Below are 23,028 nucleotides of genomic sequence, written 5' to 3'. Positions count from 1 at the left end.
ATCGTCCTGAAAATCAGCCGACGATTATGCCACGTCATTGCTTTCAGTGCCCTGACTGTCGCGACGGATCGGACGAGGCGGAACCAATGGGATGGGGGCCACCACACAGCACGGGTACACCCAGCACTTTTGCGCACAAGAGGCCCCGCCCATGGATTTGATCCCCCTGACACCGCACCACACATTGACGAGTCAACCTGAAGACACACTCCCGCCTCCTTCCACAACGTCGACCACCGGGACCGTTGCATCCGTCCCGATCGGACCTGTTACGGCTGCACAGGACCTTGCAAATCGGACTGGCGCCATCAAGGCCCAGCTCACCCGGGTGTTCGAGCCGCATATGAACGGCGCCAATCGCGAGGCTTTCGAAGCACTGATCGATGATCGTTCGCGTACCTTGGCCGATGATGGCGAAACCGCTGAAAGCGTCGATGCCGTCCTGACCAAGGGCTCGCGGCTGGATCGCGCGGCCCATGACACTGTTGGATTTCTTCGTTCGGTGCCCTTCGGCGCAGCGTCCATCGCGCTGGACTTCGCCCCGGCGGTGACCGGCAATGGCTCGATCACCGCCCCGTTGGCGCTGTCGGCGATTGCCGGCCTGGTCAGCAGCGCTACCGACACGGTCGGCAATGGCCTGATGAAACGCGCCACCAGCGACACCCAGTGGCTGGTGGCCGAACATGCCGAGCTGGAACCAGTCATGCAGGAGGCCGCCGAGGCGGTGAAGCCGAGCCTGGGGACCCAGGCCCTCGAGGGCAGCCTGACCTTCCAGACCTTTACCGCGCGGAATGTACTGCGCACGGTCGTCCAGCCCGTCGTGACGAAGACCGTCGATGCGCAGACGGGCAGCAAGGTGGATTCGGTGATAGCCGCCGTCGGGTCTCCACTTTCAGGCATGGCTGCCTACGACCTGCAGCATTCCATCGACAAATCGAAACACCGGATCGGCCCGGAATACCTGTTGGGTCGTCAAGACTGGCACCAGCGTTACAAGGACCTCAAGAATTATGGCGTAGGGAATGCCGCGATGGGTATTGCCAAGCGGGTTGGCAGCCTGCCGCTGGACGCGATGCGCGATGGCAGCAAATCGCTGCAAGCCCTGGTTACGCCGACTGGCTTGGTCAGTGGTCTCGGCGCGTTGGCCGGCGGTATTACGGCGATCGGCATGGCCCAGACCGCCGCTGTCAACGCGGCCAGGAACGCCGGGTTCTCGCCCGCGGGTGTCGCGGCGGCTGGCAAGGCGACCGTCACCGCCACGATGGCCCCGGTACTCGCCGCCTGGGTGACCACGGCTGTGATGACCCAGCCGTTGGCGGACAAGGCTTCCGCCGCGTTGGACAGGCTTTCCACCGGTCCAGCCCATCAGGATGAGCTACAGGGAATGTTGCCCTTGGTCGAAACGTCGATGGCCGAACAGACCGGGGAAGACAGTGACAATGAAGGCGACAGCGTTGATTTCGTCTCGGCCCGCTCGACCCTCAGTGCCGCTGAACGAGCTGTTTAGCTTCGGATAGTCGCCGGTCGCTCCTGCCGCGTGGAGGTTGGGAGCGGCCAAGAGGCGATTGCGCATTGGCACCGTTGAGGTGCGACCAATGTGCAACGGCAGCGGTTCGTCTTGGCAGTTAATATGGCACTTCACCGGCCAGCTGTTGCCGGAGATGTGTATGGCTGTCAGTGGAAGTCCGTTATGCAAAGCGCCTATACCGTCCTGATCCTGTTGATGCTGGTGGGCGTGTCGCGCCTGATTGGACGCTTGATCCCATTGCCGCTGCCTCTGGTGCAGATCGGTGCCGGTGCCTTGCTGGCCTGGCCGTCCCTGGGCCTGCATGTGGCCCTTGATCCTGAGTTGTTCCTGTTTCTCTTCCTGCCACCGCTGCTGTTCTCCGACGGTTGGCGCATGCCCAAGCGCGAGTTGTGGCGCCTGCGCGGGCCGATCCTGACGCTGGCGGTGGGGTTGGTGCTGTTTACGGTAGTTGGTGCGGGGTATTTCGTTCATTGGCTCTTGCCGAGTATCCCATTGCCGGTGGCCTTCGCCCTGGCGGCGGTGTTGTCGCCGACCGATGCCGTGGCGGTCTCGGCGATCGCCCGCGACCGCCTGCCTGCGCCGTTGATGCACATGCTCCAAGGCGAAGCGCTGATGAACGATGCGTCGGGCCTGGTGACCTTCAAGTTTGCCCTGGCAGCGGCGATCACCGGCGTGTTTTCCCTGGCGGGCGCGAGCCTGGCTTTCGTCCTGGTGGCGGTCGGCGGCCTGTTGGTGGGCGTGGCGTTGAGTTGGCTGGTGGGCCGCTTGCGGGCCGGGATGATCGCCCGGGGCTGGGACGATCCGGCCACCCACGTGGTGTTCATGCTCCTGTTGCCGTTTGCCGCCTATGTGCTGGCCGAACGCTTGGGCGCTTCCGGAATTCTCTCGGCGGTGGCTGCGGGGATGATGCAGAGTTGGCTCGACCTGCTGCCGCGCCAGACCGGCACGCGGTTGCTCAATCGCAGCGTCTGGTCGCTGCTGGAATTCGCCTTCAATGGCTTGATCTTCCTGCTGCTGGGCTTGCAACTGCCGGACATCATCAAGGCAGTGACCAGCCACGAGACGACATTGTGGCCAATCCTGTTCTATCGCTGCCTTGAGGTGGTGGCGATTTTCCTGGTGTTGTTGGTGCTGCGGTTTGTCTGGGTGCAAAGCATCTGGCGCGTGTCCGGGCTGTTGCGCCGCTGGCGCGGCAAGGGCGAGTTGACCCTAGTGCCGACCGCGCGCTCTTGCTGGCTGCTGACGTTTGGCGGGGTGCGCGGGGCGGTGACGCTGGCGGGCGTGCTGTCGGTGCCGTTGCTGCTGGGGGCGGGGGAGGCGTTTCCCGAGCGGGACCTGCTGATCTTCATCGCCGCCGGGGTGATTCTGTTGTCGTTGATAGCGGCGTGTATCGCCTTGCCGTTGCTGCTGCGAGGTATCGAGAAAAGCCCCGACGACAAGCGTCGCAACGAAGTTCGCGAGGCTTGGCGTAAAACTGCTGAAGCGGCGATCCATGCGTTGGAAGTGGAGGAGCCGACCGAAGCGACCAGTACGCCGGATGCGGCCCAGGCGGCGCTGGCGACCGAGGTCAAGGCGCGGCTGATGTCTGAGTATCGCCATCAGTTGAAGGTGTTCAACGACTCCGCCGAAGCGCAGGCGTTGGCGTTGGAGATGGACCTGCTGGAACGCCGGCTGCGCTTGAAGGCTTATCGGGCGCAGCGGTTGGAGTTGTATCGCCTCAGCCGTCATCACCAGATTGGCGATGATGTGTTGCGTGAGGTGCTGGGGGAGTTGGATTTGGCGGAGGCGAATTTGGGGTTGGGTAAATAACGGCAGGGTCAGAGCGGAAGGTAGGCCTTCACACCGGCGATCACGCCTTGCATGTCTTCAGAGCCCAGGCGAGGAACGAAGTACTCTCGACCCTTGGATCGAGTCTTTTTGTGCAGCTTGTCCAGACGTTCAAAACTCACCGTATAGATCATGTCGCACTTCACCCACAGTTCTTTGTAGCCATCGGACTGGAGGGGATTGTTGCGGAGCAGGTGGTGCCAGTCCTGCTGAGTCTGTGGCGTTGTGGAGGAAATCGGCACTACGGTACAGAGCTTGCGACTGTGTGTGGCAGTCGGGGAGATCACCACCACCTTGCGGATTTTCAGCATTTCAGGCGCGACAAAGCCTCGCGTGAAGTCGCAAAGAAGAACATCGCCTTGCTTGGGATGGTAATAAAGAGGCATTCCTTATCCTCATGAAAAAGCAAAGCCGCCCGAAGGCGGCTTCAATCGGCACGCAGTTGAGCTTGCTTCGCCCTTTCTGCGCCGCTGGGTCAACCCCGAGAGGGACCCAGACTCCTGCCAGCTCTCGCTGGTGACGGGGTCGATTATGGCTACCGGCAATAGCGAATTCAAGCCAGCTTGAACCCTCGTCACAGGGTTAAATGAGGTCTTTCGGTGTACAACTTTAGCGAAATCAAAGGCTTGGCGTCCGCGGTAGGTTTTATGTCTTTTCTTGTCTGAGCAGACAGATTGTCGTCTGTCAGACGCACCGAAGTTTCCGACAAGTTTTTAAGGTTGTCCGTCGGAAGCGAGGGTTCTAGCCTCTGGGTGTCGCTGCCAATTCAGCGGCCGGACGTGAGAATCCGAATACCCACTATGCGCATAAGCGCCCGCCATATAAAGTGCAGGCGCGTTTCGTCCATACATCATGTTATGGCGGCTGTGCGCGGGCATGTTTCGACATGGCCGGGTATTTAGTGGGTGTTTGACCCGGATTCTCACCCCGCGTACGGCTGCCACTCTCTAGTCCGTGAGAAGGCTTTGTGGCGGCTCCAACACCCAAGGAGCATCCAAATGATCAAAGAAACTCCAAACCCACCAAAATCAGCCTCCACTTTTCCCTACGGCGACTATGCCCCCGAAAAGCTGCAAGAGGCAGCCGACCGTGTGTTGGATCAATATCTCAAGCCTGATGACGACAGCAAGTCGGAACCCAAACCCTCAGTACAGTTATTCACTGTGGCTGACGGTATCGACACGGAAGTGTTGCTGGCCAATCTCAGCGAAACCCTGGCTTCGGCCAATGCAATGCTCAACGACCTCGCCTTCGATCAGGACGGCTCGCGACGGCATGTAGCGTTGGGGGTGGCCCAGATGATTGAGTTGGGGATGTTGTTGGCGAACAAGTGCCTGGATCGGGTAGAGCTTCGGACTTGATGCAATAAGTGCCGACCTCATCGCGAGCAGGCTTTGCTCCCACAGGATCCGGTATCGATCATAGGTTGTGTGAGCCACACAACTCCACGGTGGGAGCAAAGCTTGCTTGCGATAAATCGAAAGGCAAATACAAAAATACCTGTGAAGCACTGAACCTGTGGCGAGGGGATTTATCCCCGCTGGGGCGCGAAGCGGCCCAAAACCCAGGGGCCCCGGTTCTATCAGGCAAATTGAGTTGACTTGCTGGGGCCGCTGCGCAGCCCAGCGGGGATAAATCCCCTCGCCACAACAGCCCCGATACAGCCATCAACCCCGACGCTGGATGAACGCGCGGATCCGCTCCGCCGCTTCCACGCATTCAGCCAATGGCGCGACCAGGGCCATGCGCACGCGCCCGGCGCCTGGGTTGACGCCATCTACTTCGCGGGACAGGTAGGAGCCGGGCACGACCGTCACGTGTTCCTGTTCGAACAGGTCGCGGCAGAAGGCTGCGTCATCGCCCGCCACGTTCGGCCACAGGTAGAAGCTGCCATCGGGGCGTTGCACATCCAGCACTGGGCTGAGGATTTCCAGCACCGCATCGAACTTTTCCCGGTAAAGCGCGCGGTTGGCCCGTACGTGCACTTCGTCGTTCCACGCGGCAATGCTTGCCAGTTGGGTCTGAACCGGCATCGCGCAGCCGTGATAGGTGCGGTACAGCAGGAAGCCCTTGAGGATGTCGGCGTCGCCGGCCACGAAACCGGAGCGCAGGCCGGGCAGGTTGGAGCGCTTGGACAGGCTGTGGAACACCACGCAGCGCTTGAAGTCCTTGCGGCCCAGTTCAACGCAGGCAGTCAGCAGCCCTGGCGGCGGGGTCTGTTCGTCGAAGTAGAGTTCGCTGTAGCACTCGTCCGAGGCGATGACGAAGTCGTATTCGTCAGCCAGGGCGATGAGTTTCTTCAGCACGTCCACCGGGATCAAGGCGCCGGTCGGGTTGCCAGGCGAGCACAGGAACAGGATCTGGCAGCGTTTCCAGATCTCTGGCGAGACGGCATCGAAATCCGGGTTGAAGCCGTTCGCGTCCAGGCACGGTAGGTAGTGCGGTTTGGCGCCGGCCAGGAACGCTGCGCCTTCGTAGATTTGATAGAACGGGTTCGGGCTCACCACCAGGGCGTCGTCGCCCCGGTTGACCACGGTCTGGGTGAAGGCGAACAAGGCTTCACGGGTGCCGTTGACCGGCAGCACATGGCGCGCCGGGTCGAGCCAGCCGCTTGGCACATTGAAGCGACGCTCGCACCAACCAGCGATGGCTTCGCGCAGCTCCGGGATGCCGAGGGTGGTCGGGTACACCGCCATTTTTTCCAGATTGCTGGCCAGCGCCTCAGCTACAAAGCTCGGTGAACGGTGCTTGGGCTCGCCGATGGACAGCGCGATCGGACGCTTGTCCGGGTTCGGCGTGACGCTGCCGAGCAGGGCGCGCAGTTTTTCGAACGGGTAGGGCTGGAGCTGGGACAGGGCGTTGTTCATCGTTGCGCAATCTCTCAAATCGGCTGAATCATGACGCGATCAGATGCTGATTCGCGTCAGGTTGATGTCGGGTTCCTGGTTGACGCTCAAATGCTGCACGATCGCCTCCTGCAAGCGGCTGCACAACTGCGGATCGGACAACGGCTGGTTGTGTGCGTCGGTAATGAAGAACACGTCCTCCACCCGCTCGCCGAGCGTGGCGATCTTGGCGTTTTGCAGCGAAAGGTCGAACTCCAGGAAGATATGGCCGACCCGCGCCAGCAGGCCCGGGCGATCTGGCGCGCTGAGTTCCAGCACGGTGACCTGGCGCTGGGCGTCGTTGTGGATCGTCACTTGTGGCGCGAAGGCGAAATGCTTGAGCTGGCGCGGCACGCGGCGCTGGATGATGGTCGGGTAGTCCGCCGGGTTGCGCAGGGCTTCGGTGAGGCCGTCGCGAATCTGCTTGACCCGCGCCGGGTTGTCGCCGATCGAATCGCCGTCGGTGTCGAGCACGATGTAGGTGTCGAGGGTGAACTGGCTGGTGGACGTGATGACCCGGGCGTCATGGATGTTGAGGTTGAGTTGGTCCATCGCCGCCACGGTCACGGCGAAGAAGTCGTGCTGGTCCGGTGCATAGATGAAAATCTGCGTACCGCCCTCGAACTCGCGCTGCGTGGTTTCCTTGATCAACACCAGCGGGCCGCCATCGGCCGGCTGCTGCAGGATCGCGTCGCTGTGCCAGGCCACGTCGCCGGCGGTGTGGCGCAGGAAGTAGTCATCGCCCAACTGCGACCAGAGCTGCTCGACATCGTCCGGATCGGTGCCGCCGCGCACCAGGATGTCCAGGGCCGCGCTCTGGGTACGACGGATCTGCTCCTCGCGGTCCACCGGGTTCTCCAGGCCGCGGCGCAGGGCTCGCTTGGTCTCGGTGTAGAGCTGGCGCAACAGGCTCGCTCGCCAGGAATTCCACAGGCTCGGGTTGGTGGCGTTGATGTCTGCCACGGTCAGTACGTAGAGGTAATCCAGGCGCGTTTCATCACCGACGATCTGGGCGAAGTCGTGGATGACCTGCGGGTCGGACAGGTCCTTGCGCTGGGCGGTGGTCGACATCACCAGGTGGTTCTGGACGAGCCAGACGATCAGCCGGCTGTCCCATACCGGCAGTTGGTGCCGCTGGCAGAACGCCTCGGCATCCACCGCGCCAATCTCGGAATGGTCGCCCTGGCGGCCCTTGCCAATGTCGTGGTATAGCCCGGCCATGTAGATCAGCTCGGGCTTGGGCAGCTTGGCCATGAGTTTGCTGGCCAGCGGGAATTTCTCTGATACCTGGGTGTATTGCAGCTTACGCAGGTGCTTGATCAGGTTCAGGGTGTGGGCATCGACCGTATAGATGTGGAACAGGTCGTGTTGCATCTGCCCGACGATGAAACCGAACTCCGGCAGGTAGCGGCCGAGGATTCCGTAGCGGTTCATGCGGCGCAGGTTGCGGTGCACACCGATCTTGCACTTGAACAGTTCGATGAACAGGCTGGTGTTGCGAATGTCATGGCGAAAATCGTCATCGATCAGGTGACGGTTTTCCCGCAGCAGGCGAATGGTATCGGCGCGCACGCCCTTGATTTCCGGCTGCTGGGCCATCAGCACGAAAATCTCGAGCATGGCAAACGGCGTGCGGCGGAATACGTTGGCGTTGCGCGCTTCGATGTAGCCGTCGTGCAGTTGAAAGCGGGAGTTGATCGGCTGCGGCGGCTCTTCATCTTCGGGGGCGAGGATCACCTCCTCGAAATGCTGGATGATCAGTTCGCTGAGCTGGGCGATGCTCATCACCACGCGGTAATACTGCTGCATGAAGTTTTCGATGGATTGCTTGGCGTCCTGTCCTTCGAAACCCAGCAGGCCGGCGATGGAACGCTGGTGATCGAACAGCAGGCGGTCCTCGGAGCGCCCGGCGAGCATATGGAGTGCGTAGCGGACCTTCCACAAAAACTCCTGGGACGACGCCAACAGGGCATTTTCGCTTTCCACCAGGAAACCCTCGCCGGCCAGGGCTCGCAGGTTCAACGTACCGTACTGGCGACGGGCGACCCACAAGATGGTCTGGATATCCCGCAGCCCGCCAGGCGAGCCCTTGACGTTGGGTTCCAGGTTGTACTCGGTGTCGTTGTACTTGTGGTGACGGGCCTTTTGTTCGGCGCGCTTGGCCAGGAAGAAATCCTTGCTCGGCCACATTTGCGCCGTACTGGTGACGTCGAGCATGCGCTGGCGCAGGCGCTCGGGGCCGGCGATGGTGCGGCTTTCCATCAGGTTGGTGATCACCGTCAGGTCGGCGCGGGCCTCGTCGGCGCATTCCTGCACCGAGCGTACGCTCTGGCCGACTTCCAGGCCGATGTCCCACAGCAACGTCAGGAACCGCTCGATGGAGTCGCGGAAAACTTCATGGTCGGCACTGTCCAGCAGGATCAGCAGGTCGATATCGGAGTAGGGGTGCAGCTCTCCGCGCCCATATCCGCCCACTGCCACCAGGGCGATGTCGGCGTCTTCACTCCAATTGAACTGTTCCCAGGCCTTTTGCAGGATGTTATCAACGAACCAGGCGCGGTCTTCGATCAGCCGGCGGATATCGCGGCCACTGCGAAAGCGCTGGTCGAGCACTTCATGCGCTTGGCGGATCGCCTTCTTGAACGCCGAGATGGGGCTTGCCTTCAGGGCCAGTTCAGCCTGGAACTGGCCGCGGTCGAAGAGTTCGGGATCCACCTGCGGCATCGAATGGCTTTCCTTTCTATCTATATCTATAGGCTGGTTACGGGTCAGGCGGAAACGCGCGGGATGGTGTCGTCGCTGCGCAGGGTAAAGATCTCGTAGCCGGTCTCGGTCACCAGCAGCGTGTGTTCCCACTGCGCCGACAGCTTGCGATCCTTGGTAATGGCAGTCCAACCGTCGCCCAATACCTTGGTGTCAGCGCGGCCCTGGTTGATCATCGGCTCGATGGTGAAGGTCATGCCAGCCTGCAGTTCCATGCCGGTGCCGGCACGGCCGTAGTGCAGGATCTGCGGTTCTTCGTGAAACACCTTGCCAATGCCGTGGCCGCAGAACTCGCGCACCACCGAAAACCCATTCTTTTGCGCGTGCTTCTGGATCACTTCGCCGATGTCGCCCAGGCGGCAGCCCGGTTTCACCAGCTCGATGGCCATGTACATGCATTCCTGGGTGACCTTGGACAGGCGCTCGGCCCACTCCGGCACGTTGCCGACATGGAACATGCGGCTGGTGTCGCCGTGGTAGCCGTCCTTGATGACGGTGACGTCGATGTTCAAGGTGTCGCCGTCCTTCAACGGTTTCTCGTTGGGGATGCCGTGGCAGACCACATGGTTGATCGAGGTGCAGATCGACTTCGGGAAGCCTTTGTAGTTGAGCGGGGCCGGGATGGCTTTCTGCTCGTTGACGATATAGTCGTGGCAGATGCGGTCCAGCTCTTCCGTGGTCACGCCCGGCTTGACGTAGTCGGCGATCATCTCCAGCACTTCGGCGGCGAGTTTGCCGGCGACACGCATTTTTGCGATGTCCTCGGGCGTCTTGAGGGTAACGGTCATACAGGCTCTCTCTGCGCCCGACGGCGCTGTTCAAAACGAAATGGGCGGTGGATGATGATCCATGCGGCCCTGAAAAACGCGATTCTAACAGACGAGCAAGGCAAATCCGCGCCTGCGTGCATCGCTTCTGTCTATAAGGGTGTGTATTCACAGCCGATGGAAGGGCAGGACAAGGGTGCTTCTCCAGGATTTCAGAATCCGGGTTTCGTTTTCGCCCTTGCTGTGGTATAAAATGCGCCGCTTTCCGGGGATGACCCCGTAAGCTTAAATCCACACACGTGTCGACACGATGACCTGGGTGCCTTTGGCTGTATAGCCACTGGTTGGTCATTGGGATACGTGGAGGCCAAACCCGACTTATCAAGGAACTATCATGTCCCAAGTCAACATGCGCGATATGCTGAAGGCCGGTGTGCACTTCGGTCACCAGACCCGTTACTGGAACCCGAAAATGGGCAAGTACATTTTCGGCGCGCGTAACAAGATCCACATCATCAACCTTGAAAAAACCCTGCCGATGTTCAACGAAGCACTGACCTTCGTAGAGCGCCTGGCCCAGGGCAAAAACAAGATTCTGTTCGTCGGCACCAAGCGTTCCGCTGGCAAGATCGTTGCTGAAGAAGCAGCACGTTGCGGTTCGCCGTACGTCGATCACCGCTGGTTGGGCGGCATGCTGACCAACTTCAAGACCATTCGCGCTTCCATCAAGCGTCTGCGTGACCTTGAAGTCCAGTCCGAAGACGGTACTTTCGCCAAGCTGACCAAGAAAGAAGCGCTGATGCGCACTCGCGATCTTGAGAAGCTGGACCGCTCCCTGGGCGGTATCAAGGACATGGGCGGTCTGCCTGACGCACTGTTCGTGATCGACGTTGACCACGAGCGCATCGCGATCACCGAAGCCAACAAGCTGGGTATCCCGGTCATCGGCGTTGTCGATACCAACAGCAGCCCGGAAGGCGTTGACTACATCATCCCAGGCAACGATGACGCCATTCGCGCCATCCAGCTGTACATGGGTTCGATGGCTGATGCTGTGATCCGTGGTCGCAACAATGTTTCTGGCGGTACTGTTGAGTTCGCAGCTGACGAAGCTCCGGCAGCAGCCGCTGAGTAATCGACGCCCCTGGCGTTGACTCAGTAAGCAAAAAGGGGGCTTGGCCCCCTTTTTGCCACCTCGAAAACCATTTGCCGCCAGTGCAGTGACTTTTTTGTAACCTGCCGCGGCCTATAAGCAGTGGTTTTTCGGGAAGAATTGATCGCCCGTTCGATCGGGTGGAATGGTTGAAAACCTATCCAAGAGGATTTTGAAATGGCAGAGATTACTGCAGCGTTGGTCAAAGAACTGCGCGAGCGTACCGGCGAAGGCATGATGGATTGCAAGAAAGCCTTGACCAAGGCTGGCGGCGACATCGAGAAAGCCATTGATGACATGCGTGCTTCGGGCGCCATCAAGGCAGCCAAGAAAGCCGGCAACGTTGCCGCTGAAGGCGCCATCGCCATCAAGGACGACGGTAAAGCCGCCGTTCTGCTGGAAGTCAACTCCCAGACCGACTTCCTGGCCCTGCAAGACGACTTCAAGGCATTCGTCGCTGCCAGCGTCGACAAGGCCTTCGCTGACAAACTGACCGACGCAGCTCCGCTGATCGAAGCTCAGGAAGAAGCGCGCCTGGTACTGGTTGGCAAGACCGGCGAAAACGTCAACATCCGTCGCCTGGTTCGCGTTGAAGGTGACGTGGTCGGTACCTACCTGCACGGCAACAAGATCGGTGTTGCAGTTGTCCTGAAGGGCGGCGATACCGAGCTGGCGAAAGACATCGCCATGCACGTGGCTGCGACCAACCCTGAGTTCCTGCTGCCTTCGGACGTTTCGGCTGAAGCGATCGAGCGCGAGAAGGGCGTTTTCCTGCAGCTGAACGAAGAGAAGCTGAAAGGCAAGCCTGCTGAAATCGCCGAGAAAATGGTCAGCGGCCGTATTTCCAAGTTCCTGGCCGAAGCCAGCCTGGTCGAGCAGGCGTTCGTCAAGAACCCGGAAATCAAGGTTGGCGACCTGGCGAAGAAAGCCGGCGCTGAAATCGTTTCCTTCACCTACTTCAAAGTGGGCGAAGGTATCGAGAAGCCGGTCGACAACTTCGCTGAAGAAGTTGCTGCCCAGGTAGCTGCTGCCAGCAAGCAATAAGACGGTTTTCATAACGTCGCCCAGAAGAGGCTGCCCGCTTAACGCGCGCAGCCTCTTTTTGGATGGGATGCCGATTTATATTGGTTTCCTGCCGGAACTGGCTTACAAAGCCGTGTTCCGATGGCGCTGTGTCAGCGTCAGACTAGAGTGAACGCAGGCTGAAAACAGCTTGCAAAGAATTTTTGAGAATACGCCGCAGGAGAGATTCGCAATGGCTCAGCAGGGCAGTGGTTATCAGGCTCGCTATAAACGCATTCTACTCAAGCTTAGCGGCGAGGCCCTGATGGGCTCGGAAGAGTTCGGGATCGACCCGAAAGTGCTGGATCGCATGGCCCTGGAAGTTGGCCAGTTGGTCGGGATCGGCGTCCAGGTCGGCCTGGTCATCGGCGGCGGCAACCTGTTCCGCGGCGCAGCGCTGAGCGCGGCCGGCATGGATCGGGTCACAGGCGACCACATGGGCATGCTGGCCACTGTGATGAACGCCCTGGCTATGCGCGACGCGCTCGAGCGTGCCAATATCTCGGCCATCGTGATGTCGGCCATTTCCATGGTTGGCGTGACCGATCACTACGATCGCCGCAAAGCCATGCGCCACCTCAACTCCAAGGAAGTGGTGATTTTCGCCGCCGGTACCGGTAATCCGTTCTTCACCACGGATTCGGCTGCGTGCCTGCGAGCGATCGAGATCGACGCCGATGTCGTGCTCAAGGCAACCAAGGTGGATGGTGTGTACACCGCTGACCCGTTCAAAGACCCGCATGCCGAGAAGTTCGATCATCTGACCTACGATGAAGTGCTGGATCGCAAGCTGGGTGTAATGGACCTGACGGCTATCTGCTTGTGCCGCGACCACAAGATGCCTCTGCGCGTTTTCAACATGAACAAACCCGGTGCCCTGCTCAATATCGTCCATGGCGGCGCCGAAGGAACACTGATCGAGGAAGGCAAGCAATGATCAATGAAATCAAGAAAGACGCTCAAGAGCGCATGCGCAAATCCCTGGAGTCCCTGAGCCACGCATTCGGCCAGATTCGTACCGGCAAGGCTCACCCGAGCATCCTCGGCAGCGTCATGGTGCCTTACTACGGCACTGACACGCCGCTGAGCAGCGTAGCCAACGTCACCGTGAAAGACTCGCGCACCCTGCAGGTCGTGGCTTTCGAGCGCAACATGCTCGCTGCTGTAGACAAGGCGATCCAGAGCGCCGGTCTGAACCTCAACCCCACTAACCTGGGCGAGCTGCTGCTGATTTCGATGCCGGCCCTCACCGAGGAAACGCGCAAAGGCTTCACCAAGCAGGCCCGTAGCGCAGCGGAAGACGCGCGTGTTGCCGTGCGCAATATCCGTCGTGACGCGTTGGGTGACCTGAAGAAGCTGGTCAAGGACAAGGAAATCAGCGAAGACGAAGAGCGTCGTGCCATCGCTGATATCGATAAGTTGACCAAGGAATTCGAGGCCCAGATCAGCAAGGCCACGGACGATAAAGAAAAAGACCTGATGGCCGTATAAGGGTCTCGTTTTCATGGAAAAGACCAAGCAGGCCGTGCCGTTCGCGGTGCCGCGCCACGTGGCGATCATCATGGACGGCAACAACCGCTGGGCCAAGAAACGCTTTATGCCTGGCGTCGCCGGGCACAAGGCGGGGGTCGATGCAGTGCGTGCGGTCATCGAGGTGTGCGCCGAGGCAGGGGTCGAGGTGCTGACCCTGTTCGCCTTCTCCAGTGAGAACTGGCAGCGGCCGGCCGATGAAGTCAGCGCCTTGATGGACCTGTTTCTCAAGGCTCTGCGTCGCGAGGCCAAGCGCCTCAACGACAACAAGATCAGCTTGCGCATCATCGGCGATCGTTCGCGTTTTCATCCGGAACTGCAGGCGGCAATGCGTGAGGCTGAGTCAGCCACGGCTGGTGCCGATCGGTTTGTCCTGCAAATCGCGGCCAACTATGGCGGCCAGTGGGACATCGCCCAGGCGGCCCAGCGACTGGCGCGGGAAGTCCAGGCCGGTCATCTGCGGCCCGAAGACATTACTCCTGAGCTGTTGCAAACCTGTCTGGCAACCGGCGACCTGCCGCTGCCGGACCTGTGCATCCGCACCGGTGGCGAACACCGCATCAGCAATTTCCTGCTGTGGCAGCTGGCTTACGCCGAGCTGTATTTCTCCGACCTGTTCTGGCCGGACTTCAAACACGAAGCCATGCGCACCGCGCTGGCCGATTTCGCTTCCCGTCAGCGTCGTTTCGGTAAAACGAGCGAGCAGATCGAAGCTGGAGCCCGGGTATAAATGCTAAAACAACGAATCATCACTGCCCTGATCCTGTTGCCCATCGCCTTGGGTGGTTTTTTCCTGCTCGAAGGTGCGGGCTTCGCCCTGTTCATTGGCCTGGTCGTGACCCTTGGCGCGTGGGAATGGGCGCGGCTGGCGGGTTTTGCGGCGCAATCGGCACGCGTGATCTATGCGGCAGCCGTGGCCGCCATGCTGTTCATCATGTACGTGGTGCCCGGCCTCGCGCCTTGGGTGCTGGGTGCGGCAGTGCTGTGGTGGGCGGTGGCGACCTTCCTGGTCCTGACCTATCCGCAGACGACGCATCATTGGGCCAATGCGGCGACCAAGTTGTTGATCGGCCTGCTGATCCTGCTGCCGGCCTGGCAAGGGCTGATCTGGATCAAGCAGGGGCCGCTGGGCAACTGGCAGATCATGGCGGTGATGGTGCTGGTCTGGGGTGCCGATGTAGGTGCCTATTTCTCTGGTCGTGCCTTCGGCAAGCGCAAGCTGGCGCCAAAGGTCAGTCCTGGCAAAAGCTGGGAAGGCGTCTACGGCGGCCTGGCCTTGAGCCTGGTCATCACGGCGGTGGTTGGTTTCGTGCGGGACTGGACTGTCGCGCAGCTGCTGATGGGGCTGATCAGTGCGGCCCTCATCGTGTTCGTGTCGGTGGTCGGCGACCTGACCGAAAGCATGTTCAAGCGTCAGTCCGGGATCAAGGACAGCAGTAACTTGCTGCCGGGTCACGGCGGCGTACTGGATCGCATCGACAGCCTGACTGCCGCGATCCCGATCTTCGCGGTGCTGTTGTGGATGGCGGCATCGTGAGTCGCCCCCAGCAGATCACTGTCCTTGGCGCGACCGGATCGATTGGCCTGAGTACGCTCGACGTCATCGGCCGGCACCCGGAGCGCTACCAGGTGTTCGCCCTCAGTGGATTCACGCGCTTGAGTGAATTGCTGGCGTTGTGCATCCGCCACACTCCGCGGTTTGCCGTGGTGCCTGAGGCTGGTGTGGCGCGGGCGTTGCAGGACGATCTGCGCGCCGCCGGCTTGCAAACCCGCGTGCTGGTAGGGGAGGAGGGGCTCTGCCAGGTGGCTTCCGACCCCGAAGTCGACGCTGTGATGGCAGCGATCGTTGGTGCGGCGGGCTTGCGTCCGACGTTGGCGGCGGTGGAAGCCGGCAAGAAGATCCTGCTGGCCAACAAAGAAGCGCTGGTAATGTCTGGCGCGCTGTTCATGCAGGCTGTGCGCAAAAGCGGCTCGGTGTTGCTGCCTATCGACAGCGAGCACAATGCGATTTTTCAGTGCATGCCGCAGGATTTTTCCCGCGGTCTCGGCGCGGTAGGGGTTCGGCGGATTTTGCTGACAGCCTCCGGTGGTCCGTTCCGGCAGACGCCGCTGGAAGAATTGGTGCATGTTTCGCCGGAACAGGCCTGCGCCCACCCGAACTGGTCCATGGGGCGCAAGATTTCCGTGGACTCGGCCAGCATGATGAACAAGGGCTTGGAGTTGATCGAAGCCTGCTGGCTGTTTGACGCCAGGCCATCGCAGGTCGAGGTGGTGATCCACCCGCAAAGCGTGATTCACTCCCTCGTCGATTATGTCGACGGTTCGGTGCTGGCCCAGTTGGGTAATCCGGACATGCGCACGCCGATCGCCAACGCCTTGGCCTGGCCGGAGCGCATCGACTCGGGTGTTGCGCCGCTGGACCTGTTCGCGATCGCGCGCCTGGACTTCCAGGCGCCCGATGAGCAGCGCTTTCCCTGCCTGCGCCTGGCACGACAGGCGGCCGAGGCGGGCAACAGCGCGCCGGCCATGCTTAACGCGGCCAACGAAGTGGCGGTTGCAGCGTTTCTGGACGGGCGTGTCCGTTACCTCGAGATCGCGAGTATCATCGAGGAAGTCTTGAATCTCGAGGCCGTGGTCTCCCTCGATGACCTCGACGCGGTATTCACCGTGGATGCCAGGGCTCGTCAGTTGGCAGGCCAATGGTTGAGTCGCCACGGGCGTTGAGGCTGCGGTACGTTAGCCAGGGTTGTCCCGGGCAGGATTGTGGAGAAAACAGATGAGCGCGCTCTATATGATTGTCGGCACCCTGGTTGCGTTGGGGGTGCTGGTCACTTTTCACGAATTCGGCCATTTCTGGGTCGCGCGTCGCTGTGGCGTCAAGGTTCTTCGTTTCTCTGTCGGCTTTGGCATGCCATTGCTGCGCTGGCACGACAAGAAAGGCACGGAGTTCGTCGTCGCGGCCATCCCGCTGGGCGGCTACGTCAAGATGCTCGACGAGCGTGAAGGCGAAGTCCCGGCCGATCAGGTCGACCAATCCTTCAATCGCAAGACCGTTCGTCAGCGTATCGCCATCGTCGCGGCGGGGCCGATTGCCAATTTCCTGCTGGCCCTGGTGTTTTTCTGGGCGCTGGCCATGCTGGGAAGCGAGCAGGTACGACCGGTCATTGGTGCGGTCGAGGCGGGAAGCGTTGCAGCACGTGCCGGACTGGGCGCCGGCCAGGAAATCGTCGCCATCGACGGCGAGCCAACCTCGGGCTGGGCCGCCGTCAACTTGCAGCTGGTGCGTCGCCTGGGTGAGAGCGGTTCCCTGCAGATGATGGTCCGCGAAGAGGGCTCCACTGCAGATTCGCCGCGGGAGCTGGTGCTCGACAACTGGCTCAAGGGTGCCGACGAGCCCGACCCGATCCGCTCTCTCGGGATCCGCCCATGGCGCCCCGCGCTGCCGCCCGTGCTTGCCGAGCTCGATCCGAAAGGTCCAGCCCAAGCCGCAGGTCTGAAGACCGGTGACCGTTTGCTCGCGTTCGATGGCCAGTCGGTCAGCGACTGGCAACAGGTGGTCGATTCGGTTCGTGTACGTCCTGATACCAAAATTGTGCTGCGCATCGAGCGCGACGGTGCTCCAATCGACGTCCCGGTGACCCTGGCCGCCCGTGGCGAGAGCAAGGCGCCGACCGGTTACCTGGGGGCGGGTGTCAAGGCTGTCGACTGGCCGCCGGAGATGGTTCGCGAGGTCAGCTTCGGTCCTCTCGCGGCAATTGGCGAGGGCGCGCGTCGTACGTGGACCATGAGTGTCCTGACCCTGGACTCGCTGAAGAAAATGTTGTTCGGCGAGCTCTCGGTAAAAAACTTGAGTGGACCGATAACCATTGCTAAAGTGGCGGGCGCTTCTGCCCAGTCGGGCGTCGCTGATTTCTTGAATTTCCTTGCGTATCTGAGCATTAGCCTGGGAGTTCTGAATTTGCTGCCCATCCCGGTATTGGATGGGGGGCATCTGCTGTTTTATCTGATCGAGTGGGCGCGTGGTCGTCCCTTGTCGGATCGGGTGCAAGGTTGGGGGATACAGATCGGTATCAGCTTGGTGGTCGGGGTGATGTTGCTTGCCTTGGTCAACGATCTGGGTCGTCTGTAACGCTTCGCTGAATTGCGAATCTGCCGCGTTTTGCGGCAGTTTGTTTATTGCCAGTTGGAATAAGAAAGGACTTCATGAAACGTCTGCTGCTAACTGCGGTTCTCACCGTATTGATGATCGCCGAAGTTCACGCCGAGTCCTTCACTATCTCTGATATTCGCGTCAATGGCCTCCAGCGGGTTTCCGCGGGTAGCGTCTTTGGTGCCTTGCCGCTGAACGTCGGCGAGCAAGCGGATGATCGGCGCCTGGTGGAATCCACTCGTGCGTTGTTCAAGACCGGCTTCTTTCAAGATATCCAGCTGGGCCGTGACGGCAATGTCCTGGTCATCACGGTAGTCGAGCGTCCGTCGGTCGCCAGTATCGAGATCGAGGGCAACAAGGCGATCTCCACTGAAGACCTGATGAAAGGCCTCAAGCAATCCGGCCTGGCCGAAGGCGAGATCTTCCAGCGCGCCACCCTCGAAGGTGTTCGTAACGAGCTGCAACGCCAGTACGTTGCCCAGGGCCGCTACTCGGCCACTGTGGACACTGAAGTCGTGCCGCAGCCGCGCAACCGTGTCGGCCTCAAGGTCAACATCAACGAAGGCACCGTCGCAGCCATCCAGCACATCAACGTGGTGGGCAACACGGTTTTCCCTGACGAAGACCTGATCGACCTGTTCGAGCTCAAGACCACCAACTGGCTGTCGTTCTTCAAGAACGACGACAAGTACGCCCGTGAAAAACTCTCCGGTGACCTGGAACGCCTGCGTTCCTACTACCTGGACCGTGGCTACATCAACATGGACATCGCTTCGACCCAGGTGTCCATCACGCCAGACAAGAAACACGTCTACATCACTGTCAACGTCAACGAAGGCGAGAAATACACTGTTCGCGATGTCAAGCTCAGCGGTGACCTGAAGGTGCCTGAAGACCAGGTCAAGTCGCTCCTGCTGGTACAAAAGGGCCAGGTTTTCTCGCGTAAGCTGATGACCACCACGTCCGAGCTGATCACCCGCCGCCTGGGTAACGAGGGTTACACCTTCGCCAACGTCAACGGTGTTCCGCAGCCGCACGATGAAGACCATACCGTCGACATCACCTTCGCCGTGGACCCGGGCAAGCGTGCCTACGTCAATCGCATCAACTTCCGTGGCAACACCAAGTCCGAGGACGAAGTGCTGCGCCGTGAAATGCGTCAGATGGAAGGCGGCTGGGCGTCGACCTACCTGATCGACCAATCCAAGACCCGCCTGGAACGCCTGGGCTTCTTCAAGGAAGTCAACGTCGAGACCCCGGCCGTACCGGGCGTCGATGACCAGGTCGATGTGAACTACAGCGTCGAGGAACAAGCCTCTGGCTCGATCACCGCCAGTGTCGGTTTCGCCCAGAGCGCGGGCCTGATCCTGGGTGGTTCGATCACCCAGAACAACTTCCTCGGTACCGGCAACAAGGTCAGCGTCGGCCTGACCCGTAGCGAATACCAGACCCGCTACAACTTCGGCTACGTGGACCCCTACTGGACCGCCGACGGTGTGAGCCTGGGCTACAACGCCTTCTATCGCACCACTGACTATGACGAACTCGACTCCGACATCTCCAGCTATGCGGTGGACAGCCTGGGTGCGGGCGTCAACGTCGGCTATCCGATCAGCGAGACTTCGCGCCTGACCTTCGGTTTGACTGCTCAGCAGGACAAGATCAACACCGGTCGCTACACCGTCGACGAGATCTTCGATTTCGTCGAGAAGGAAGGCGATAACTACCTGAACTTCAAGGCGTCTGTCGGCTGGTCCGAATCGACCCTGAACAAAGGTGTGCTGGCGACCCGTGGCCGCTCCCAGAGCCTGGTGCTGGAAACCACCACGCCTGGCAGTGACCTGTCGTTCTTCAAGATCGATTATCGCGGCCAGGTGTTCCAGCCGTTGACCGACAACTACACCATGCGCCTGCACACCGAGCTGGGTTACGGCGATGGCTACGGTTCGACCGACGGCCTGCCGTTCTACGAGAACTACTACGCCGGTGGTTTCAACTCGGTACGTGGCTTCAAGGACAGCACCCTGGGCCCGCGCAGTACGCCGAGCCGCGGTACCAACCCGGGCACGATTGCCGACCCGGACCAGGATCCGCTGCCGTTCGGTGGTAACGTGCTTATCCAGGGCGGTGCGGAGATCCTGTTCCCGATGCCGTTCGTCAAGGATCAGCGCTCCCTGCGTACCTCGGTATTCTGGGACGTGGGTAACGTCTTCGACTCCAGTTGCGATGACACCACCAACGCCAACGGTACGACTTCCAATACCAAGTGCAACGACATCAGTCTCAGCAACCTGGCGAGCTCCGTCGGCGTGGGCGTGACCTGGGTCACTGCGCTGGGTCCGCTGAGCTTCGCGTTGGCGATGCCGATCAAGAAGCCGGATGACGCTGAAACCCAAGTGTTCCAATTCTCCCTCGGCCAGACGTTCTAAGCGTCTGACCCAAGATAACGACAATGGATTTTGTAGGAGTACATCGTGCGTAAGTTGACTCAATTGGTTCTCCTGGCGACCGTGCTGGTCGCAGGCCCGGCTTTTGCCGACATGAAAATCGCCGTGCTGAACTATCAGATGGCCTTGCTGGAGTCCGACGCGGCAAAGAAATATGCCGTGGACGCCGAGAAGAAGTTCGGTCCGCAACTGACCAAGCTCAAGGGCCTGGAAAGCAGCGCGAAGGGTATCCAGGACCGTCTGGTGGCCGGTGGCGACAAGATGGCCCAAGGCGAGCGCGAACGCCTGGAGCTTGAATTCAAGCAGAAGGCTCGTGACTTCCAGTTCCAGTCCAAGGAGCTGAACGAAGCAAAAGCCGTGGCCGACCGTGAAATGCTCAAGCAGCTCAAGCCGAAACTCGACAGCGCCGTGGAAGAAGTCATCAAGAAGGGTGGTTTCGACCTGGTGTTCGAGCGGGGTGCGGTCATCGATGTCAAACCTCAATATGACATCACGCGCCAGGTCATCGAGCGCATGAACCAGCTGAAGTAATCCATGACAGCGACTATCAAGCTCGGCCAATTGGCCGAGTTCCTCGGCGCCACCCTGCGTGGCGACCCGGAGAAGCCAATCACTGGGCTAGCCACTTTGCAAGAGGCTGGCCCAGCTCAGTTGAGCTTCCTGGCAAATCCCCAGTACCGCAAATACCTGGCTGACAGCCGGGCTGGCGCGTTATTGCTCAAAGCCGGCGATGCCGAAGGGTTCGTTGGCGATGCGCTGGTCGTGGCCGATCCGTACCTGGCGTATGCCCGAATTTCCCATCTGTTCGATCCCAAGCCCAAGTCGGCGGCAGGCATCCATCCCAGTGCGGTGATCGCGGCGGATGCCATTGTCGACCCCACGGCCAGTATCGGTCCCTTTGTCGTCATCGAAGGCGCGGCCCGGATTGGCGCTGGCGTGACGCTGGGCGCGCACTGCTTCATCGGTGCGCGCAGCGAGATCGGCGAAGGCGGTTGGCTGGCGCCGCGGGTGACCCTGTATCACGATGTGCGCATCGGCAAGCGGGTGGTGATTCAGTCCGGCGCGGTGTTGGGCGGTGAAGGGTTCGGTTTCGCCAATGAGAAAGGCGTCTGGCAGAAGATCGCCCAGATCGGCGGCGTGAGCATTGGCGATGACGTGGAGATCGGCGTCAATACCGCCATCGACCGTGGCGCGCTGGCCGATACCGTCATCGGCAATGGCGTCAAGCTCGACAATCAGATCCAGATCGCCCACAACGTCCAGGTCGGTGACCACACCGCCATGGCGGCCTGTGTCGGTATTTCCGGCAGCACCAAGATCGGCAAGCACTGCATGCTCGCCGGCGGCGTGGGCCTGGTGGGTCATATCGATATTTGTGACAACGTATTCCTGACCGGGATGACCATGGTGACCCACTCGATTACCGAGCCGGGTGCCTATTCTTCCGGCACAGCCATGCAACCGGCTGCCGAGTGGCGCAAGAGCGCGGCGCGTATCCGCCAGCTCGACGACATCGCGCGGCGCCTCAAGCAGATGGAAAAGCGTGTAGGGGACGTGACCCCTGGCGGTAATGCTTCATCAGATGGCTGATACCATTTCCATATCAAGTGTGCACAGCCGCTAGGCCTTGGCCTCCTTGATTTGCTAGCGGGGTGCGCGTCAATCGTGCGCTCCCAATCTTTACATAGGCTTCCCCCCGAAATGATGGACATCAACGAGATTCGCGAATACCTGCCTCACCGTTACCCGTTCCTGCTGGTGGATCGGGTCGTGGACCTGGATGTTGAAGGCAAGCGCATTCGCGCCTACAAGAATGTCAGCATCAACGAACCGTTCTTCAATGGCCACTTCCCCGCGCATCCAATCATGCCGGGCGTGTTGATCATCGAAGCGATGGCTCAGGCTGCCGGGATCCTTGGTTTCAAAATGCTCGACGTGAAGCCTGCCGACGGCACGCTTTACTACTTCGTCGGCTCCGACAAGCTGCGCTTCCGCCAGCCGGTGACCCCGGGCGACCAGTTGATCCTCGAGGCCAAGTTCATCAGCTGCAAGCGTCAGATCTGGAAGTTCGAATGCCAGGCTTCGGTCGACGGCAAGCCGGTCTGCTCCGCTGAAATCATCTGTGCGGAACGCAAGCTATGAGTTTGATTGACCCTCGCGCAATCATCGATCCGACGGCCGTGCTGGCCGCCGATGTCGAGGTTGGCCCATGGTCGATCGTCGGCGCAGGTGTGGAAATCGGCGAGGGCACCGTGATCGGTCCCCACGTAATTCTCAAGGGCCCGACCCGGATCGGTAGGCACAATCGCATCTACCAGTTTTCATCGGTAGGCGAGGACACGCCCGATCTCAAGTACAAAGGTGAAGAAACCCGCCTGGTGATCGGCGATCACAACGTGATCCGTGAAGGCGTGACGATTCACCGTGGCACCGTTCAGGACCGTTCCGAAACGACGCTGGGCGATCACAACCTGATCATGGCCTATGCCCACATCGGTCACGACAGCGTCATCGGCAACCACTGCATCCTGGTCAACAACACGGCGTTGGCCGGCCATGTGCACGTGGATGATTGGGCGATCCTGTCCGGTTTCACCCTGGTCCACCAGTATTGCCATATCGGCGCCCACAGTTTCTCCGGCATGGGCACCGCCATCGGCAAGGATGTCCCGGCCTATGTCACCGTGTTCGGTAACCCGGCCGAAGCGCGCAGCATGAATTTCGAAGGCATGCGCCGTCGTGGTTTCAGTGAAGAGGCGATCACGGCGCTTCGTCGCGCCTACAAGGTTGTCTACCGCCAGGGCCTGACCGTCGAACAGGCGCTCGCCGAGCTGGCCGAAGCGTCCACGCAGTTCCCGGAAGTCGCGATATTCCGTGACTCGATCCAGTCTTCGACCCGCGGCATCACTCGCTGAC

General features: G+C 60.5%; 20 protein-coding genes. 16 read left to right on the top strand and 4 right to left on the bottom strand.

Annotation, left to right across the window (positions count from 1 at the left end):
- Window positions 1-343: 343 nt before the first annotated feature.
- Window positions 344-1,507 (top strand): type III effector protein RopAA, encoded by a 1,164-nt coding sequence (locus VQ575_RS21100; protein ID WP_230633436.1) that lies wholly within the window; start codon window positions 344-346, stop codon window positions 1,505-1,507.
- Between the two features lie 183 nt (window positions 1,508-1,690).
- A complete protein-coding gene (locus tag VQ575_RS21095) occupies window positions 1,691-3,337 on the top strand; it encodes a Na+/H+ antiporter (RefSeq protein WP_039591992.1) in 1,647 nt (548 codons plus the stop codon).
- An 8-nt stretch (window positions 3,338-3,345) separates the two neighbouring features.
- On the opposite strand, the gene VQ575_RS21090 is transcribed toward VQ575_RS21095, so the two are convergent.
- A complete protein-coding gene (locus VQ575_RS21090; RefSeq protein WP_325918362.1) occupies window positions 3,346-3,741 on the bottom strand; it encodes a type II toxin-antitoxin system PemK/MazF family toxin in 396 nt (131 codons plus the stop codon).
- A gap of 612 nt (window positions 3,742-4,353) precedes the next feature.
- Here VQ575_RS21090 and VQ575_RS21085 point away from each other — a divergent pair.
- Window positions 4,354-4,716 carry a DUF6124 family protein gene (locus VQ575_RS21085; protein WP_039591988.1) on the top strand — a complete coding sequence of 121 codons (363 nt, stop codon included), beginning with the start codon at window positions 4,354-4,356 and terminating at the stop codon, window positions 4,714-4,716.
- A 306-nt stretch (window positions 4,717-5,022) separates the two neighbouring features.
- Here VQ575_RS21085 and dapC read toward each other — a convergent pair whose 3' ends face one another.
- The 3 genes from dapC to map are packed head-to-tail and all read right to left on the bottom strand — an operon-like array spanning window position 5,023 to window position 9,791.
- Window positions 5,023-6,222 (bottom strand): succinyldiaminopimelate transaminase, encoded by a 1,200-nt coding sequence (gene dapC, locus VQ575_RS21080; RefSeq protein WP_039591987.1) that lies wholly within the window; start codon window positions 6,220-6,222, stop codon window positions 5,023-5,025.
- Between the two features lie 39 nt (window positions 6,223-6,261).
- A complete protein-coding gene (locus tag VQ575_RS21075) occupies window positions 6,262-8,964 on the bottom strand; it encodes a [protein-PII] uridylyltransferase (protein ID WP_039591986.1) in 2,703 nt (900 codons plus the stop codon).
- Between the two features lie 44 nt (window positions 8,965-9,008).
- Entirely contained in the window at window positions 9,009-9,791 is a 783-nt protein-coding gene (gene map, locus VQ575_RS21070) for a type I methionyl aminopeptidase (RefSeq protein ID WP_030139491.1), read from the bottom strand.
- Between the two features lie 373 nt (window positions 9,792-10,164).
- Between map and rpsB the strand changes: the two genes are divergently transcribed.
- From rpsB to lpxA, 13 genes are all read left to right on the top strand, one after another.
- Window positions 10,165-10,905 (top strand): 30S ribosomal protein S2, encoded by a 741-nt coding sequence (rpsB, locus tag VQ575_RS21065; protein ID WP_039591984.1) that lies wholly within the window; start codon window positions 10,165-10,167, stop codon window positions 10,903-10,905.
- Window positions 10,906-11,100: 195 nt separating this feature from the next.
- Window positions 11,101-11,967, top strand: a complete 867-nt coding sequence (tsf, locus tag VQ575_RS21060) for a translation elongation factor Ts (protein WP_030139490.1) — start codon at window positions 11,101-11,103, stop codon at window positions 11,965-11,967.
- A gap of 211 nt (window positions 11,968-12,178) precedes the next feature.
- A complete protein-coding gene (pyrH, locus tag VQ575_RS21055; protein ID WP_039591983.1) occupies window positions 12,179-12,922 on the top strand; it encodes a UMP kinase in 744 nt (247 codons plus the stop codon).
- Entirely contained in the window at window positions 12,919-13,476 is a 558-nt protein-coding gene (frr, locus tag VQ575_RS21050; protein WP_325918361.1) for a ribosome recycling factor, read from the top strand. The genes pyrH and frr overlap by 4 nt, the downstream gene beginning before the upstream one ends.
- Before the next feature lie 13 nt (window positions 13,477-13,489).
- On the top strand, window positions 13,490-14,245 hold the full coding sequence (uppS, locus tag VQ575_RS21045) for a polyprenyl diphosphate synthase (protein WP_039591981.1): 756 nt from the start codon (window positions 13,490-13,492) through the stop codon (window positions 14,243-14,245).
- The gene (locus VQ575_RS21040) at window positions 14,246-15,052 is read left to right on the top strand and encodes a phosphatidate cytidylyltransferase (RefSeq protein ID WP_325918359.1); all 807 of its coding nucleotides are present in this window, start codon (window positions 14,246-14,248) and stop codon (window positions 15,050-15,052) included. It abuts the gene before it with no gap.
- Window positions 15,049-16,239, top strand: coding sequence for a 1-deoxy-D-xylulose-5-phosphate reductoisomerase (gene ispC / locus VQ575_RS21035; protein WP_039592205.1), 1,191 nt, complete (start codon window positions 15,049-15,051; stop codon window positions 16,237-16,239). The genes VQ575_RS21040 and ispC overlap by 4 nt, the downstream gene beginning before the upstream one ends.
- A 52-nt stretch (window positions 16,240-16,291) precedes the next feature.
- Complete coding sequence (rseP, locus tag VQ575_RS21030) at window positions 16,292-17,644, top strand: sigma E protease regulator RseP (RefSeq protein WP_325918357.1); 1,353 nt, start codon at window positions 16,292-16,294, stop codon at window positions 17,642-17,644.
- A 74-nt stretch (window positions 17,645-17,718) separates the two neighbouring features.
- On the top strand, window positions 17,719-20,094 hold the full coding sequence (gene bamA, locus VQ575_RS21025) for an outer membrane protein assembly factor BamA (protein ID WP_198723550.1): 2,376 nt from the start codon (window positions 17,719-17,721) through the stop codon (window positions 20,092-20,094).
- 45 nt (window positions 20,095-20,139) lie between these two features.
- Entirely contained in the window at window positions 20,140-20,643 is a 504-nt protein-coding gene (locus VQ575_RS21020) for an OmpH/Skp family outer membrane protein (protein WP_003184901.1), read from the top strand.
- Between the two features lie 3 nt (window positions 20,644-20,646).
- The gene (gene lpxD, locus VQ575_RS21015) at window positions 20,647-21,702 is read left to right on the top strand and encodes a UDP-3-O-(3-hydroxymyristoyl)glucosamine N-acyltransferase (RefSeq protein ID WP_045155184.1); all 1,056 of its coding nucleotides are present in this window, start codon (window positions 20,647-20,649) and stop codon (window positions 21,700-21,702) included.
- Window positions 21,703-21,813: 111 nt separating this feature from the next.
- The gene (fabZ, locus tag VQ575_RS21010) at window positions 21,814-22,254 is read left to right on the top strand and encodes a 3-hydroxyacyl-ACP dehydratase FabZ (RefSeq protein ID WP_003184897.1); all 441 of its coding nucleotides are present in this window, start codon (window positions 21,814-21,816) and stop codon (window positions 22,252-22,254) included.
- The gene (gene lpxA, locus VQ575_RS21005; RefSeq protein ID WP_045155185.1) at window positions 22,251-23,027 is read left to right on the top strand and encodes an acyl-ACP--UDP-N-acetylglucosamine O-acyltransferase; all 777 of its coding nucleotides are present in this window, start codon (window positions 22,251-22,253) and stop codon (window positions 23,025-23,027) included. The genes fabZ and lpxA overlap by 4 nt, the downstream gene beginning before the upstream one ends.
- The last annotated feature ends 1 nt before the right edge of the window (window position 23,028 follow it).

It is taken from the genome of Pseudomonas frederiksbergensis (assembly GCF_035751725.1).
Lineage (GTDB): Bacteria > Pseudomonadota > Gammaproteobacteria > Pseudomonadales > Pseudomonadaceae > Aquipseudomonas > Aquipseudomonas frederiksbergensis_A.
The sequence above is the reverse complement of the archived record's forward strand: the minus strand, read 5'-3'. Positions and strand labels throughout refer to the sequence as shown.